Below are 15220 nucleotides of genomic sequence, written 5' to 3'. Positions count from 1 at the left end.
TGCCCTGAATGGCGGGGCCGGGCCGCAGGCAGCGCAGAGCGGAAGAGGCGGCGCGCGACGCCCGCGCCGCCTATGCGAAAATGGCCGCCGGAGAGGCGGCCATTCCAGGCTCGGGAGATCGTAGTGCCGCGCTCCCTCCCGGCACCGGCCGGGGAGGGAGCGCGATCGCTCAATTGCCCTGGCCGCTGGCCAGGAGCGGCGTGATCCGCCGCAGCGTGACGCGCCGGTTCTCACGCGCCGCATCCTGCGTGTTCACCTTCAGATATTGCTCGCCATAGCCCTGGGTGGTCAGGTTCTCCGGCGGCACCTGGAAGTCGCGGGTCAGGATCTCCGCGACGCTTTCGGCGCGGCGGTCCGAGAGCGAGAGGTTATCGACGTCGGAGCCGACGGCATCGGTGTGGCCCTCGATCAGGAAGACCTCGTTGGGCTGTTTCTGCAACGCCTGCCGGATCGCCGCCGCGATCACCGAGAGCCGCTGCGCCTGGCCGCCGGCGACCTCCCAAGAGCCCGTTTCGAAGGTGATCGAATCGACGTCGACGCTGCGCATCCGCGCCCGCAGATCCGGCGAGTAGCGCACCTCGTCCAGCGTGTAGCGCCGCGGCAGCGGCTCGATCGGCGGGGCGACGATCGTCTCGTAGATCAGCTCCTGATCGGCGCTTTCCGCATCGACGATGTAGCGCTCGCGCGGGATGCGCAGCGCCGGCCGCTCCAGCACGACGATTTCCTCCGAGAAGCGACGATCGGGCCGGTCGCGGCGGGGATTGTCGATGATCACCACCTCCCGGCCCTCGCGCGTCTGGCGCACGCGGCGGATCAGCCGGCCCTCCTCGTCGGTCACCGTGACGATGCGGGTGCCGTCCGGCCGTTCGAAGACGGTGCGGATCTCGCCGTCGCGGCGCTCGGTGCGCCCGTCCAGGCCGAGTTCGCGGAAGCGCTGCGTCTCGTCGCGGCGGATGATGGTGCGGTCATCGTCGCGGATGATGGTGCGTCCGGGCTCGCGGATGATGGTGACGTCGCCCTCGCGCCTCTCCTCGCGGCGGCTGCGCACATCCTCGAAGCTCCGCGCACCCTGCGTCGCCAGGATGCCGCCGACGACACCGGCGCCGAAGCCGATGGCGGCCGCGCCACCCGTGGACAGCCCGTCACGTTGACTACGGCGGTCCGGGCTCGGCGCCGTGGGCGCCGGCGCGGTCGGGGCCGGTGCGGTCACGCCCGGCGCCGTCGGGGCGGGCGCGCTCCGCGTGGTCGGGGCCTGGCTGCCGGGAGCCGGAGCAGGCGCCGGCGTCGGGGCGACGCTGCTCGGCGCGGGGCTGCTGGGCGCAGTCGTGCTCGGCGCGATGGTGCTCGGCGCGGTCGGAGCCGGAGCGGTCTGCGCGGGAGCCGAGCGCGTCGCCGGGGCCGGCGCGCCGGGGGCGGGGGTCGGAGTCGGTGTCGGAGTCGGTGTCGGCGCCGAGCGCGTGGTGGGTGCCGGGCTCGACGGGGCCTGCTGGGTCGAGGGTGCGGCCGGCGGGGTCGGCGCGGATCGTGTCGCCGGAGCGGGCGCGGTCGGCGCGGGTGCGCCAGGCGTGGCGGGGCTGGCCGGCGGCTGCGGCCGGGCGGGCGGCGCGCTACGCTGGGCCGGCGCCGGCTCGGACTGGGTCGCAGGGCGCTCGGAGCGCTCGGGCTGGGTGCGCGGGGCCGGGGCCGGCGCATCGGGGGCGCTACGCCGCGGGGCAGGCTCGGCGCTCGGCGCGGCCGGACGCTGCGGCGCGCTCGGCCGGGTGGTCGGCTCGTCGGAGCGGGAGCGATCGGGACGGCGCTGGCTGTCGTCGGAAGGCGCCTCGCGGGCGGCCGGTGGCGCTGCGCGCGGGGCGGCAGGCGGAGCGGCCGGGGCCGGAGCCGCCTGGGCGGGAGCCGAGGGGACAGGAGCCGCCGGGGCAGGAGTGGCCGGAGCAGGAGCGGCCGGAGCGGGACGCGCGCCGCGCGGTCCCTCGCTGCCGGGGCCGCGCTCCGGGCGCTCGTCGCCCCCGCCGCCACCGCGCGGGCGCTGCTGACGATCCGGCCGTTCATCCGCCTGGGCGAGGCGCAGCCATTCGCCGCCGGAGACGGCGTATCCGGCCTGGCTCAGCACGAGCCCAGGCAGGATGGTTCCCAGAAGGAGCCAGGTCTTGGTGCGCATGATCGTTTCCGTTGCTGTTTCACAAAGCGCGAACAGCGCGCCGCGGCGCTGAATGCGTGGTGAACCAAAAACGGCCGAATGCGGGCTGTGTTCCCTGCCGCTGCGGCAGAGTTCGGGTCAGAGCCCGGCCTGCGCCTTCACATAGGCGGCGATCTCCGCATGGGTCGCGAACCAGACATCGCCCTTCGCCTTGGCATGGCGGATCAGCGCCTCGAGGATCCAGAAGCGCGAGCGATAGGTGATGACATGCGGGTGCATGGTCAGCAGGAACAGCCCGCCTTCCTCATAGGCCCCGTCGAATTCGCGCCGGAAGATGTCGAACACCGTCTCCGGAGCGGTATAGGGGCGCAGCGCCTGGAAGCGGTTCATGTTGAAATAGACGGCGTCGTCGCGGATCCACTCCACCGGCAGCTCGACCATGCCCGTCGCCTGCCCCTTGTCGATCAGCTCATACGGATCGTCATCGGCGAAGAGCGAGGAATCATAGAGCAGGCCGAGCTCGCGCTCGACGGCCAGCGTCACCTCGGAGAAATCCCAGGACGGTGTCCGCATCCCGACCGGACGCACGCCCGTGACCCGCTCCAGCGTCTCGGCCGCGCGCAGATGCAGCTCGCGCTCCTGCGCCGGCGGCACCTGCGTGTTGACCTCGTGGATCCAGCCATGCAGGCCGATCTCATGGCCTTCCGCGATCACCCGGCGCTGCTCCTCGGGATAGAGCAGGGCCGTGACCGCCGGCACGAAGAAGCTGGCGCGGATATCCTCGCGCTTCATCAGCTCGAGGATGCGCGGCATGCCGACGCGGTTGCCATATTGCCCCCAGGACAGCCGCCCGACCGATCTGCCGCCGTCGCGCAGCTCGTTGGTCTCGTGGTCGACATCGAAGGACAGCGCCACCGCGCAGCGCGCCCCGCCGGGCCAGGAGCGCGGCTTGAGATTGCGCCCGGCGCGGACGAGATCGACCTTGGCGCGCCAGATCTCTTCCGGCCATTGCCATGGTTCGAGGGTCGGATCCGTCATCGCAATCTCCTCAGCCCGGGGGGGAAGGGGGCGAAATGGCAGGCGCTCTCGCGCCCGGGCAGCACCGCGCGCAAAGGCGGGCGCTCCTGCCGGCAGATCGGCTGCACCAGCGGGCAGCGCAGGTGGAAATGGCAGCCCGGCGGGGGCGCCAGCGGCGAGGGCAGCTCCCCCGCGATCGGCTTGAACGCCGTCGTCTCGTGATCGTCGAGCATCAGCTTCGGCACGGAATCGAGCAGCGCCCGGGTATAGGGATGCTGGGGCGCGGCATAGACCGCCTGGGTCTCGCCGAGCTCGACGATGCGGCCGAGATACATGATCGCGACGCGGTCGCAGAGATGGCGGACCACGCCGAGATCATGGCTGATGAACAGCATGGTCAGGTTCAGCTCGCGCCGCAGCTTCAGGAACAGGTTGATGATCTGCGCCTGGATCGAGACGTCGAGCGAGGCCACCGGCTCGTCGCAGACCAGCATGTCCGGCTGCATGGCGAGCGCCCGGGCGATCGCGATGCGCTGGCGCTGCCCGCCGGAGAACTGGTGCGGGTAGCGCGCGGCGAAGCCCGGATCCAGCCCCACCGTGGTCAGCCAGCGCCCGACATAGTCGCGGGCCTGCGCCCGCGTCGTCAGCCTATGGGCGATCGGCCCTTCCGCCACGGTGTCGCCGACCTGCATCCGCGGATCCAGCGAGGCGAAGGGATCCTGGAAGATCATTTGGACCCGCGTCGTCGTCTTGTGCCGGCGCGGCCCCTGCGACATCACCGGCTCGCCCGCCACGGCGGTGGTGCCTTCGCTCGGCGGCAAGATGCCGGCGATGACCCGGCCGAGCGTGGATTTGCCGCAGCCGGATTCGCCGACGAGGCCGAGCGCCTCGCCCTTCGCGATGGCGAGCGAAACCCCGTCCACCGCATGGGTCACGCGGGCATCGATCGGCTGGCCGAGCTTGCCGGCGATCCGGTCGCCGAAGGAGAGGCGCGGCGCGAAACGGCGCGAGACGTTGCGGACGTCGAGGAAGGCTTCGGTCATGGCGCGCCTTCCAGGCCGAGCGGGTGGTGGCAGCGGTGCCGGCGCAGCCCGTCGCTCACCAGGGCCGGCATGGCGAGGCAGGTTTCGTCGGCGCGCGGGCAGCGCGGCGCGAAGGCGCAGCCCGGCGGCAGCGCCAGCAGGGAGGGCGTCGTCCCCGGGATCTGCACCAGGTCCCGGCCGGGCTCGGCGCGGGCCGGCAGCGAATCGAGCAGGCCGCGCGTGTAGTGGTGGCGCGGATCGCGCAGGACGGCGGCAGTCGGCCCCGCCTCCACGATGCGCCCGGCATACATGACGGCGATGCTGTCGGCGAGCGAGGAGACCGTCGCCAGATCATGGCTGATCCAGATCAGAGCCATGCCGAGATCGGCGACCAGACCGCGCATCTCGGCCAGGATCTGCGCCTGGATCGAGACGTCGAGCGCCGTCGTCGGCTCGTCCGCGATCAGCAGCGCCGGGTCGTGCAGCAGCGCGATGGCGATGGCGACGCGCTGGCGCATGCCGCCGGAAAATTCATGCGGATAGGCCTTCAGCCGCCGCGCCGCATCGGGGATGCCGACCCGCGTCAGCACCGCGACGCTGCGCTCCCGCGTGCGCTGCTCGCCGCGGACGCCATGCGCCTCCAGCGCCATGCGCATCTGGTCACCGATGGTGACCACCGGGTTGAGCGTCGTCGCCGGATCCTGGAAGACCATGGCGATCTTGCGCCCGCGCAGCCTGCGCAGCTGCGCCGGCGGGAGCGCCACCAGATCCTGCCCGTCGAAGCGCACCGAACCGGAGACGATCCGGCCGGGCGGATCGATCAGCCCGAGCAGCGAGAAGCCGGTGACGCTCTTGCCGGAGCCCGATTCCCCGACGAGCCCCATTACCTCGCCCCGTTTCAGAGAGAAGGAGACGCCGTCGACGGCCCGGATCACGCCGGCCCGGGTGAAGAAATGCGTGGCGAGGTCGTCGACCTCGAGAAGCGGGCCGTTCTGCGACGGGCGCGTCATCGCTTCAGCCTCGGATTGACCTGGTCGCGGATCTGGTCGCCGACGAGGTTGATGGCGACGATCAGCAGGATCAGCGCGATGCCGGGATAGATCGAGATCCAGTAGCGGCCCGAGAGCATGTATTGGAAGCCGTTGGCGATCAGCATGCCGAGCGAGGGCTCGGTCACCGGCAGCCCCACGCCGAGGAAGGACAGGGTCGCCTCCAGCGCGATCGCATTGGCGACCTGCACCGTGGCGACGACGATCAGCGGCGGCAGGCAGTTCGGCAGGATGTGGCGGAACACCACCTGCCAGGCCGGCAGCGGCGTCGAGAGCGCCGCCTCGACATAATCCTTGCCGCGTTCGGCCGAGGCCGCGCCATGGGCGGTGCGGGCGAAATAGGCGTATTGCGCCGCCACCAGCGCGGTGATCAGCTGGGCCTTGCCCTGTCCCAGCATCGCCGACAGCACCAGAGCCAGCAGGATGGCGGGGAAGGCCAGCTGCAGGTCGATGATCCGCATGATGAAGGCTTCCCAGCGCCCGCCGAGATAGGCCGCTCCGAGGCCGAGCGAGACGCCGACGACGAAGGCGACCGAGCCTGCGATCAGTCCCATCTGCAGCGAAATGCGCAGGCCGTAGAGGATCGCCGAGAGCAGGTCGCGGCCCTGCGCATCGGTGCCGAGCCAATGGGTGAAGCCGCCGGATCCGACATAGCCGGGAGGCCGGCGCGCATCCATCAGCGCGAGATTGGCGAGGTCATAGGGGTTCTGCGGCGCGACCAGCGGCGCCAGCACCGCGACGCCGACGATCAGCACCACGACCACGAGCGCCGCCAGCGCGATCCGGCTCTCGCGGAACTCGGCCCAGAAGCGGGAGAGGGGGGAGGCCTGGCCGCTCATGCGCGCGCCTTCCTGAGGCGCGGATCGAGCCCGACATAGGCGAGATCGACCAGGAAATTGATGGTGATGAAGACGAAGGCGACGAGCATGAGATAGGCGACCATCACCGGCCGGTCGAGCGAGGTGATGGAATCGATGATCAGCTTGCCGATGCCCGGCCAGGAGAAGATCGTCTCGGTGACCACGGCGAAGGCCAGGGTCGAGGCGAATTCCAGCCCGAACACCGTGACGATCGGGATCGCGATCAGCCGCAGCACATGGCGGCGCAGCACCGTCCATTCCGACAGCCCGGCGGCCCTGGCGAATTTCACCGTGTCGGTCAGCATCACCTCGCGCGTGCCGGCCCGTGCCAGCCGCGTCATCAGGGCGAGCTTGAAGAAGGCGAGGTTGAGCGCCGGCAGCAGCAGATGGCTGAGCCCGTTCAGCGTCAGGAAACTCCATTCCACCCCGAACAACGTCGCGGTGGTGCCGCGCCCGCCGGCCGGCAGCCATTGCAGCTCGACCGCGAAGGTGATGATCAGCACCAGGCCGATCCAAAAGGTCGGCACGGAAAAGCCGAGGATCGAGACCGCCATGATGATCTTCGCCGGCAGCCCGTCGGGTCGGTAACCGGCATAGATTCCCGCCGGGATGCCGATCAGCGCCGCGCCGCAGACCGCGGCGAGCGTCAGCTCCAGCGTGGCCGGGAGCCGCGACAGGATCAGCTCGAGCACCGGCATCCCGAAGACGAAGGAGCGGCCGAAATCGCCCTGCAGGATGCGCCCGAGAAAGGTGAAATACTGTTCGTAGAGCGGCCGGTCGAGCCCGTAGCGCGCGATCGTGTCGAGGCGGATCTGCTGGGTGACGTCGGGACCGATCAGCACGTCGATCGGGTTGCCGATCGCGTAGACGCCGGTGAAGACCAGCGCCGACATGACGAGCATCACCGCCAGCGCCTGGACCAGCCGCTCGATGACGTGGCCTAGCATGAAGCTTCGCCCCGCCGGCGGCCGCCGCTCAAGGCCAATCCTCCACCATCACCGCGCGGGTCTCGGCCACGCCGACCTCCCACAGCGCCAGCATCTCGCTGTCCGGCCGCTGATAGACCCCGAGGAAATTGCCGTCGCCCAGAATCTCGCGCTTCCGGGCCGGGTTGGCGGCCTGGTAGATTGCGGCGTTGAAGGCCGGCTTGGCCTCGTCGGGCATGGCGACGCCCTCAAGGCGGGTCCACGGGAAATTCTCCATCCAGGAGGCATGGGACGCGGCCGGATCGACAGCCTTGACCGCCTCCTGGAAACGCGGCCCTGCCCACCAATTATGCATCTTCACGCTGGCATCGGGCCGGCGCGCCACCCATTCGGTCGCTGCCGTCATCACCGGCGCGTTGCCGCCATGCCCGTTGACCAGCACGATCCGGCGGAAGCCGGTGCGGTAGCAGCCCTCCAGCAGATCCTCGATCAGGGCGATATAGGTGCTCATCCGCAGCGAGATCGTCCCGGGAAAGGCGGTGAAGCCGGGGGTCATGCCATAGGCCAGCACCGGAAACACCGGGATGCCCAAGGGTTCGGCCGCCTCCGCCGCGACGCGTTCGGCGAGGATCGCATCCGTCGCGAGGCTGAGATAGGCATGTTGCTCGACGCAACCGAGCGGCAGCACGCAGCGATCGTCGCGGCGGGCCTGCTCTTCCACCTGCATCCAGTTCATCTGCGCGATACGCACGGCCCGGTCCTTGCTATGTTCTGGCAATCGGCCATCCTTGACTCTCGTGCTCCACAGCGTCAAGTTCCATTTGGAACTAAAAGGAGGCTCATCTCATGCGCCGCGCTCCGACCGCCCTTTCGCGTCTCGACCATGAACGGGAGGCGGCGCTGCGCGATCTCGATCCGCTGACGCTGACCAAGCTCTGGGACAATCCCTGCTGGCTGTCCTTCCGGCTGAACTTCGTCGCCTTCCGCTTCAACGACCCGGTCTATCGCTGGATCGAGACGCGCTACGGGCTGGTCCGCCCGGAATTCGTGGCGCTCTACGCCGTCGGCCTCAAGGAGGGGGTCGCGGCCAAGAACATCGTCTCCTCTTCCGGCCTGCCCAAGAACACGCTGAGCCGCGCCATCCAGAAGCTGCTGCAGAGGCGGCTGCTGAAGCGCGAGACCGACAGGGACGACCTGCGCAGCTTCGTGCTGCGCCTCACCACCGCCGGCCGCGCCATCTTCGAGGAGACGATGCCGCTGATGCTGCAGCGCCAGTCCACCATGCTCTCGGCCTTGAGCGAGGCCGAGCAGAGGCAGCTCTGCGAACTGATGGACAAGCTCGTCATCGCCTCCTCCACCTGGCCTGCCGATCTCGATTACGACGCCGAACAACAAGAGGGGATATCATCATGACCATGTTGCGCCACACCCGCCTGGCCGCCCTGGCGGGGCTGCTCGCCTTCACCGTTTCCGGCGCCGCCCTGGCCCAGAACCTGACCATCGGCGTCCGCGCCGGGCCGGATTCGATCGACCCGCATTTCACCGCCACCGGCACCCATGCCGAATCGCTCAAGCACGTCTTCGACACGCTGACCTGGTCCGGCGACAAGCTGCAGATCGAGCCGCGCCTGGCGCTGAGCTGGAAGGCGATCGAGCCCTCCGTCTGGGAGTTCAAGCTGCGTCCGGGCGTGAAGTTTCACGACGGCTCCGACTTCACCGCCGAGGATGTGAAATTCTCGATCGAGCGCATCCCGGTCGTCTCCGGCCCGAATCCGACGACGATCTATGTGCGCCGGGTCAAGGAGGTGAAGATCGTCGATCCGCTCACCGTCCATATCGTCACGGACGGGCCGGCGCCCAATCTGCCGAATGATTTCATCCGCCTGTTCATCGTCTCCCACAAGGCGGCCGCCGGGCTGACCAAGGAGAGCGCCAACGAGGCTTTCAATTCCGGCAAGGCGGCGGTCGGCACCGGCCCCTACAAATACGTCTCCTGGACGCCGAAGGACCAGATGGTGCTGGAGCGTTTCGACGGCTATTGGGGCGAGAAGGAGCCCTGGGCCCGCGTCACCCGCAAGGAACTGCCCAATGATGCGGCGCGCGTGGCGCAGCTCAAGGCGGGCCAGGTCGACATCATCGTCCGCGCGCCGGCCTCCGACGTCGCCACGCTGAAGCGCGATCCCAAGCTCAGCGTCGCGACGATCGACACCGTCTATGTCTTCAACATGGAGGTCGATCTGCGGGACAAATCGCCCCAGGTCGCCGCCAAGGACGGCACGCCGCTGGACAAGAATCCGCTCCAGAACCCCAAGGTGCGGGAGGCGATCGACCTCGCCATCGACCGGCCGGCGCTGGTCGAGATCGCGATGGAAGGGCTCGGCGCCCCGGTCAACCAGCTCGTCACCGCCAATATCGCCGGCTTCAACAAATCCCTGCCGGCGCTGAAGCCCGATCTCGCCAAGGCCAAGAAGCTGATGGAGGAGGCCGGCTATCCCAACGGCTTCAAGGTCACCTTCTCCTTCACCAGCGATCGCCTGCCGGGTGACCGCCAGGTCGGCACCTCGATCGCCCAGATGCTGGCGCGCATCGGCATCGACGTCACCGCCAATGCCCAGCCGGGGACGGTGTTCTTCCCCGCCCGCACCCGGGCCGAGTTCTCGCTGGCCATGTCGGGCTGGGGCACGCTGACCGGAGAGGCCAATTACACCCTCTCCTCGGTCGTGCATTCCAACGATCCGGCCAAGAAGCTCGGCGCCTTCAACGTGCTCGGCTACAAGAACGAGAAGCTCGACAAGCTGATCGAGGACGCCTCGGTCGAGCTCGACGAGGCCAAGCGCAACGATCTTCTGTCGCAGGCCAACGCCATCGTCGCCGTCGACAGGCCCCGTATCCCGATCGTCGCCGTCGGCTCGGCCTGGGCGATGCAGAAGGACAAGGTCACGATCGTCCCGCGCGTCGACGAGGACACGCTGGCGATGGACATCAAGCCTGTGAAGAAGTGACGAGGGGGCATTAGGCAGTAGGCATTGGGCAGTGGGCAGTCGAGCGCCCGCTGCCGGCCCTGCCTGCCGACTGCCGACTGCCCACTGCCAGTTGCCGATCGCCCACTGCCGACTGCCATCCCCGGAGCCCCCATGCCTCTCGCCCTCGCCATCCACGGCGGCTGCGGCACCTTGCCCAGAGCCGAACTCACCGAGGCCGAATGGGCCGCCGCCAAGGCCGATCTCGCCGCCGCCCTCAGGGCCGGCTGGGCGATCCTGGCCAAAGGCGGGCCGGCGCTCGATGCCGTCGAGGCGGCGGTGCGGGTGATGGAGGATTCCCCGCATTTCAATGCCGGGCACGGCGCCGCCTTCAACGCCGATGGCGAACACGAGCTCGACGCCTCGATCATGGATGGCGAGACCCTGGCCGCCGGGGCGCTCGCCGGGCTGCGTCGCACCCGCCACCCGGTCAGCGCCGCGCGCAGCCTGCTGCGTCGCGGCGATCCGCTGATGCTGATCGGCGCGGCGGGGGACCGTTTCGCGGCGGAGGAAGGCCATGAGATCGTCGAGAACGGCTTCTTCAGCACGGAGCGCCGCCGCAACAACCTGTCCTCGATGAAGATCCGGGAGCTGGTCGGCACCGCCGCCGGTGCCAGCGAGGCCGAGAAGCACGGCACGGTCGGCGCCGTCGCCTGCGATGCGCAGGGCCATCTCGCCGCCGCCACCTCCACCGGAGGCTACACCAACAAGCCGGTCGGGCGCGTCGGCGATTCCCCGATCATCGGCGCCGGCACCTATGCGCGGGACGGGCGCTGCGCCGTTTCCGGCACGGGCAAGGGCGAGCTCTTCATCCGCTATTGCGTCGGCCACGAGATCGCGTCGCTGATCGCCTATAAGGGCCTCAGCCTGCAGGACGCGACCGCGGCGGCCCTCGCCGAGCTCACCGCCCATGGCATCGGCGCCGGCCTGGTCGCCATCGGCGCCGATGGCGCCATCGTCGCGCCCTACAATACCGACGGCATGTATCGCGGCTGGGTCACGCCGGATGGGCAGGTCCATGTCGCGACCCATGGCGAGGTCGAGCCGGCGGGGCAGGCATGACCGCCCAGGACCGCACCGGCCCGAACGAGCCGATCCTGATCTGGGGCGCCGGGGCGATCGGCGGAACGCTGGGCGCCTATTGGGCCCGCGCCGGCCTGCCCGTGCTGCTCGTCGATATCGAGCCCGCCCATGTCGCGGCCTGCCGCAGCAGCGGGCTGCACATCACCGGGCCGATCGAGGATTTCACGCAGGTGGTCCCGGCCGTCACCCCGGCCGAGCTCACCGGCAGCTATCGCCGCATCGTCCTCGCCGTGAAGGCCGGCGCCACCGAAGCCGCGCTGGCCGCGCTCGCGCCGCATCTCGCCGAAGACGGCTATGTGCTCTCCGCCCAGAACGGGCTCAACGAGATCGCCATCGCCGATGCGGTCGGCGCCGCCCGCACCATGGGCTGCTTCGTCAATTTCGGGGCGGATTGGCATGGGCCGGGCGAGATCCTCTACGGCAATCGCGGGGCCGTGGTGGTCGGCGAGATCGACGGCGCGATCACTCCGCGCGTGCGGGAGATGCACCGGCTCCTCTGCCTCTTCGATGCCGAGTCCATCCTCACCGACAACATCTGGGGCTATCTCTGGGGCAAGCTCGCCTATGGCGCCATGCTGTTCGGCACCGCGCTGACGGATGAGTCGATGTCGGCGAATTTCGCCGATCCCGCCCGCCTGCCGGTCTGGCTGGCTCTCGGCCGCGAGGTCGGGGCGGTGGCCGCGGCGCGCGGGGTGACGCAGCTCGGATTCGGCGCCTTCGATCCGGCCGTCTTCGCGCCCGGCGCGCCGGAGGGGCCGCAGATCGAGACGATCGCTTGGCTCGCCGACTACACCTCGAAGACCGCCAAGACCCATTCCGGCATCTGGCGCGATCTCGCCGTGCGCAAGCGCCGCACCGAGGTCGACCCGCAGATCGGCATCATCGCGAAGCTCGGCCGCGAGGCCGGCGTGAAGACCCCGGCTCTCGAGACGCTGGTCTCGCTGATCCACGAGATCGAGGAGGGCAGGCGCCCGCTTGCCTTCGAAACCCTGAAAGTGCTGATCGACCAATGCAAATCCGCTTCGACGGCCGCGTAGCCCTCGTCACCGGCGCGGCCCAGGGGCTCGGGCGGGCCATCGCCGCGGCCCTGGTCGAATCCGGGGCGCGCGTTCATCTCGCCGATATCGACGCGGCCGGCGTGGCCGCGACGGCGAAATCCATCGGCGCCACGCCCCACACCGCCGATCTCGGATCGCCGGATGCGGCGCAGGCCCTCGTCGCGGCGATCGACGGCGAGGCCGGCGGGCTCGATCTCCTTGTCCATGCCGCCGGCGGCGTGCGGGGGCAGGTCGGCCAGCCGGTCGAGCAGGTCACCGAGCAGCAATGGCGCGTGATCTTCGCCGCCAATGTCGACGCCGCCTTCTTCCTCGCCCAGGCCGCCGCCCCGGTGATGAAGCGGACCGGCTATGGCCGCATCGTCACCATTTCCTCCGGCGCCGGGCTGCGCCCCAGCCTGACCGGGATCCAGGCCTATGCCAGTGCCAAACACGCGCTGGTCGGGCTGACCAGGCAGCTCGCCTGGGAGTTCGGCCCGCATGGGGTGACGGTGAATTCCGTGGCGCCCGGCTTCGTCCGCTCCAACCCGGCGACGGAGCGGCAATGGGACAGCTATGGCCGCGAGGGCCAGGAGCGGCTGATCCAGAGCATCCACACCCGCCGGCTGGGCCAGCCGGCCGACATCGCGGCCGCGACCCTGTTCTTCCTCAGCGAGCAGGCCGGCTGGATCACCGGGCAGGTGCTGTCGGTGGATGGCGGCCGCTCGTGAGCCGCAGCGAAACCGGGGCTTCTCGCGACGAGCTCGATGAGGGAGCCGGACGAGCCGGCCCTGTCATCGCGCCGGCTCGGGCACGCGATAGGCGGTGGTGGATTTGATCCGCTCCATGGCGAAGCGCGAGGTGACGTTCTTGAGCGGGATGGTCTCGATCAGCGTCTTGTAGAAGCGGTCATAGGCCTGCATGTCGGCCACCACGACCCGCAGCATGTAGTCGACGTCGCCGGCCATCCGGTAGAGCTCCATCACCTCCGGCATCGCCGAGACCTGGGTCGCGAATTGCGCCAGCCAGGGCCCGGAATGATCCGAGGTCTCCACCTGCACGAAGACGGTGAGGCCGAGCCCCAGCGCCTCGGGCGAGACCAGCGCGACGCGCTTGACGATGACGCCGCTCTGCTCGAGCTTCTGGATGCGCTTCCAGCACGGCGTCTGCGACAGGCCGACCCGCTCGGCGAGCTCCGCGATCGAGACATCCGCATCCTGCTGCAGGTGGTACAGGATCTTGCGATCGATGGAATCCATGGCAATCCGGCCCAGTCGGAGCTTCGAGAAAAATCTGCTCAGAGGGCAGATGAATTGCCGGATTAGTGGAAGAATATTCCTTGATCGTCAAGCGCCGGCGGCTTCCGCCACCCCAGCCTGAACGCGAGCGAACCTTTCGGTTCATCTCACGTTCTAATGGGATCGGCCATCTTGGCCTATCGAAACGACAGACAGGGAGTTCGTCATGCGAGGATTATGGATCGCCGCCGCCGTGGCGCTGGGGGCGGCGAGTCTGCCGGCCTCCGCGAGCGAGACCTACCCGGGCGCTGCCGCTCTGGACCAGGTCGAAGCCAGCTTCACCCGCCATACGCGCGAGCATCGTATGTGGGAGATCCAGCGCAACACCGAGATGCAGCAGCGTTACGGTGGGCGGGGCTATGGTTATGATCGCGGCTATGGCTATGGCCGCGGCGGCCCGCCGCCCCACGCCCGGGCCTATGGCCGCCGCGACCGCGACCGGTATTATTACCGCTACTGAGCGAAGGCACCGAAGAACCCGGCCGCGAGGCCGGGTTTTTTCATGCAAGGGCGGGTTTATTTCGGACGAACCAAGCCGCCGGATAGGGCGCGGGGGAACCCTCTCCTGTAAGGAGAGGGCAGGGTGAGGTGTCGGCCGTTATCCGTATGGGGCGAGCCCTGACCGCGCTGCGGTTGGCGCGGCGCCTTGCTGGTCCAGCGGCCAACACCTCTCCCCTGCCCCTCTCCTTACAGGAGAGGGGTTCCCCGCGCCTTATTTTCATTCTGGTCGGACCCACCCATCCACCCACCGGAACCTCGCCGGCAGAACCCCTCTCCTGTAAGGAGAGGGGCAGGGGAGAGGTGTCGCCCCCTGAACCAGCAAGCCACACCCCCCACCGCAGAAACCCCGACCCCCAACCCACTCAAACCACAGGATTTCCCGTCCCTGTTCCCACCGCGGCTCTGATCGCGGCGATAACGGCATCGCGGTCGTTCAGCACCGTCTCGTTTCGGAAGCGAATGACCGTGAAGCCGTGGCGCTCGATCTCTCCGGTGCGCGCCGCATCATAGTCGCGCTGGCGATCATGCTGCGTGCCGTCGAGTTCGATGACGAGCTTGCGCTGGAAGCAGAGGAAATCGACGGTGTAATCGAGCAGCGGCACCTGCCGCTTGAATTTGAGCCCGTCGAGACGATGGGCGCGCAGCAGGCTCCAGAGGATGTCCTCGGGCGTGGTGGATTGCCGGCGGAGTTTCCGGGCGAAATCCTGTCGTTCGGTTGCCACGGCGCCTCGCTGGTCGGATGGTCGAAACCTCTCCCCTGCCCCTCTCCTTACAGGAGAGGTGTTCCCCGCGTAAGCTTGTCTTGCGATGGCGAGATGGGTTCAGGCTTCACGCTAAGCACCGGAACCTCGCCGGCAGAACCCTCTCCTGTAAGGAGAGGGCAGGGTGAGGTGTCGGCCATTATTCGTGAAGGGCGAGCCCTGACCGCGCGCTGCAATTGCCGCGGCGCCTTAAAGGTGAGGGCCTACACCTCTCCCCTGCCCCTCTCCTTACAGGAGAGGGGTTCCCCCGCGCCTGCTTCCCAATCGGGTCGTGTGGCTGCACACCCTACGCANCCACCGGAACCTCGCGGGTAGAACCCTCTCCTGTAAGGAGAGGGCAGGGTGAGGTGTCGGCCGTTATTCGTAAACGGCGAGCCCTGACCGCGCGCTGCGGTTGGCGCGGCGCCTCGTTAACCAGCGGCACACACCTCTCCCCTGCCCCTCTCCTTACAGGAGAGGGGTTCCCCGCGTAAGCTTGTCTTGCGATGGCGAGATGGGTTCAGACTTCACAC

General features: G+C 69.0%; 16 protein-coding genes. 7 read left to right on the top strand and 9 right to left on the bottom strand.

Annotated elements, in window-relative coordinates:
• Positions 1-169 precede the first annotated feature (169 nt).
• Positions 170-1210 carry an OmpA family protein gene (locus ASG72_RS21230; protein ID WP_244488681.1) on the bottom strand — a complete coding sequence of 347 codons (1041 nt, stop codon included), beginning with the start codon at positions 1208-1210 and terminating at the stop codon, positions 170-172.
• On the opposite strand from ASG72_RS21230, the gene ASG72_RS21225 reads away from it, so the two are divergent.
• Positions 1176-2033: a hypothetical protein gene (locus ASG72_RS21225; protein WP_244488680.1), complete on the top strand. Its 858-nt coding sequence runs from the start codon at positions 1176-1178 to the stop codon at positions 2031-2033. The genes ASG72_RS21230 and ASG72_RS21225 overlap by 35 nt on opposite strands.
• A 242-nt stretch (positions 2034-2275) precedes the next feature.
• Here the strand turns inward: ASG72_RS21225 and ASG72_RS03790 are convergent, their stop codons facing one another.
• The 6 genes from ASG72_RS03790 to ASG72_RS03765 are packed head-to-tail and all read right to left on the bottom strand — an operon-like array spanning position 2276 to position 7762.
• Positions 2276-3175 carry a polysaccharide deacetylase gene (locus ASG72_RS03790; protein WP_056709180.1) on the bottom strand — a complete coding sequence of 300 codons (900 nt, stop codon included), beginning with the start codon at positions 3173-3175 and terminating at the stop codon, positions 2276-2278.
• On the bottom strand, positions 3172-4197 hold the full coding sequence (locus tag ASG72_RS03785; protein WP_056709179.1) for an ABC transporter ATP-binding protein: 1026 nt from the start codon (positions 4195-4197) through the stop codon (positions 3172-3174). Before ASG72_RS03785 ends, ASG72_RS03790 begins: the two co-directional genes overlap by 4 nt.
• Positions 4194-5186 (bottom strand): ABC transporter ATP-binding protein, encoded by a 993-nt coding sequence (locus ASG72_RS03780; protein WP_056709177.1) that lies wholly within the window; start codon positions 5184-5186, stop codon positions 4194-4196. The genes ASG72_RS03785 and ASG72_RS03780 overlap by 4 nt, the downstream gene beginning before the upstream one ends.
• Positions 5183-6064, bottom strand: coding sequence for an ABC transporter permease (locus ASG72_RS03775; protein ID WP_056709174.1), 882 nt, complete (start codon positions 6062-6064; stop codon positions 5183-5185). Before ASG72_RS03775 ends, ASG72_RS03780 begins: the two co-directional genes overlap by 4 nt.
• The gene (locus ASG72_RS03770) at positions 6061-7032 is read right to left on the bottom strand and encodes an ABC transporter permease (RefSeq protein WP_056709173.1); all 972 of its coding nucleotides are present in this window, start codon (positions 7030-7032) and stop codon (positions 6061-6063) included. The genes ASG72_RS03775 and ASG72_RS03770 overlap by 4 nt, the downstream gene beginning before the upstream one ends.
• A 28-nt stretch (positions 7033-7060) precedes the next feature.
• Positions 7061-7762, bottom strand: coding sequence for a creatininase family protein (locus ASG72_RS03765; protein ID WP_056709171.1), 702 nt, complete (start codon positions 7760-7762; stop codon positions 7061-7063).
• Positions 7763-7857: 95 nt separating this feature from the next.
• On the opposite strand from ASG72_RS03765, the gene ASG72_RS03760 reads away from it, so the two are divergent.
• The 5 genes from ASG72_RS03760 (at position 7858) to ASG72_RS03740 (ending at position 12879) form a co-directional block, all read left to right on the top strand.
• Positions 7858-8424, top strand: coding sequence for a MarR family winged helix-turn-helix transcriptional regulator (locus ASG72_RS03760; RefSeq protein WP_056709169.1), 567 nt, complete (start codon positions 7858-7860; stop codon positions 8422-8424).
• Positions 8421-10013: an ABC transporter substrate-binding protein gene (locus ASG72_RS03755; protein ID WP_056709166.1), complete on the top strand. Its 1593-nt coding sequence runs from the start codon at positions 8421-8423 to the stop codon at positions 10011-10013. The genes ASG72_RS03760 and ASG72_RS03755 overlap by 4 nt, the downstream gene beginning before the upstream one ends.
• A 132-nt stretch (positions 10014-10145) precedes the next feature.
• The gene (locus tag ASG72_RS03750; RefSeq protein ID WP_056709164.1) at positions 10146-11093 is read left to right on the top strand and encodes an isoaspartyl peptidase/L-asparaginase; all 948 of its coding nucleotides are present in this window, start codon (positions 10146-10148) and stop codon (positions 11091-11093) included.
• A complete protein-coding gene (locus ASG72_RS03745; protein ID WP_056709162.1) occupies positions 11090-12151 on the top strand; it encodes a 2-dehydropantoate 2-reductase N-terminal domain-containing protein in 1062 nt (353 codons plus the stop codon). Before ASG72_RS03750 ends, ASG72_RS03745 begins: the two co-directional genes overlap by 4 nt.
• Complete coding sequence (locus ASG72_RS03740) at positions 12124-12879, top strand: SDR family oxidoreductase (protein ID WP_056709158.1); 756 nt, start codon at positions 12124-12126, stop codon at positions 12877-12879. Before ASG72_RS03745 ends, ASG72_RS03740 begins: the two co-directional genes overlap by 28 nt.
• 63 nt (positions 12880-12942) lie before the next feature.
• Here ASG72_RS03740 and ASG72_RS03735 read toward each other — a convergent pair whose 3' ends face one another.
• Positions 12943-13407 carry an Lrp/AsnC family transcriptional regulator gene (locus tag ASG72_RS03735; protein WP_056709155.1) on the bottom strand — a complete coding sequence of 155 codons (465 nt, stop codon included), beginning with the start codon at positions 13405-13407 and terminating at the stop codon, positions 12943-12945.
• Positions 13408-13612: 205 nt separating this feature from the next.
• Between ASG72_RS03735 and ASG72_RS03730 the strand changes: the two genes are divergently transcribed.
• Positions 13613-13906, top strand: a complete 294-nt coding sequence (locus tag ASG72_RS03730; RefSeq protein WP_156395771.1) for a hypothetical protein — start codon at positions 13613-13615, stop codon at positions 13904-13906.
• A 403-nt stretch (positions 13907-14309) separates the two neighbouring features.
• On the opposite strand, the gene ASG72_RS03725 is transcribed toward ASG72_RS03730, so the two are convergent.
• A complete protein-coding gene (locus tag ASG72_RS03725) occupies positions 14310-14669 on the bottom strand; it encodes a DUF559 domain-containing protein (protein ID WP_056709149.1) in 360 nt (119 codons plus the stop codon).
• Between the last annotated feature and the right edge of the window lie 551 nt (positions 14670-15220).

Source organism: Allobosea sp. Leaf344 (assembly GCF_001426225.1).
GTDB lineage: Bacteria > Pseudomonadota > Alphaproteobacteria > Rhizobiales > Beijerinckiaceae > Allobosea.
This window is presented reverse-complemented; position numbering and strand designations above follow the sequence as displayed.

What these genes read in the sequence shown, in the direction of transcription:
- ASG72_RS03790 (WP_056709180.1), bottom strand. Translation starts at nt 3,175, where the DNA reads ATGACGGATCCGACCCTCGAACCATGGCAATGGCCGGAAGAGATCTGG.
- ASG72_RS03785 (WP_056709179.1), bottom strand. Translation starts at nt 4,197, where the DNA reads ATGACCGAAGCCTTCCTCGACGTCCGCAACGTCTCGCGCCGTTTCGCG.
- ASG72_RS03780 (WP_056709177.1), bottom strand. Translation starts at nt 5,186, where the DNA reads ATGACGCGCCCGTCGCAGAACGGCCCGCTTCTCGAGGTCGACGACCTC.
- ASG72_RS03775 (WP_056709174.1), bottom strand. Translation starts at nt 6,064, where the DNA reads ATGAGCGGCCAGGCCTCCCCCCTCTCCCGCTTCTGGGCCGAGTTCCGC.
- ASG72_RS03770 (WP_056709173.1), bottom strand. Translation starts at nt 7,032, where the DNA reads ATGCTAGGCCACGTCATCGAGCGGCTGGTCCAGGCGCTGGCGGTGATG.
- ASG72_RS03760 (WP_056709169.1), top strand. Translation starts at nt 7,858, where the DNA reads ATGCGCCGCGCTCCGACCGCCCTTTCGCGTCTCGACCATGAACGGGAG.
- ASG72_RS03755 (WP_056709166.1), top strand. Translation starts at nt 8,421, where the DNA reads ATGACCATGTTGCGCCACACCCGCCTGGCCGCCCTGGCGGGGCTGCTC.
- ASG72_RS03750 (WP_056709164.1), top strand. Translation starts at nt 10,146, where the DNA reads ATGCCTCTCGCCCTCGCCATCCACGGCGGCTGCGGCACCTTGCCCAGA.
- ASG72_RS03745 (WP_056709162.1), top strand. Translation starts at nt 11,090, where the DNA reads ATGACCGCCCAGGACCGCACCGGCCCGAACGAGCCGATCCTGATCTGG.
- ASG72_RS03740 (WP_056709158.1), top strand. Translation starts at nt 12,124, where the DNA reads ATGCAAATCCGCTTCGACGGCCGCGTAGCCCTCGTCACCGGCGCGGCC.
- ASG72_RS03735 (WP_056709155.1), bottom strand. Translation starts at nt 13,407, where the DNA reads ATGGATTCCATCGATCGCAAGATCCTGTACCACCTGCAGCAGGATGCG.
- ASG72_RS03730 (WP_156395771.1), top strand. Translation starts at nt 13,613, where the DNA reads ATGCGAGGATTATGGATCGCCGCCGCCGTGGCGCTGGGGGCGGCGAGT.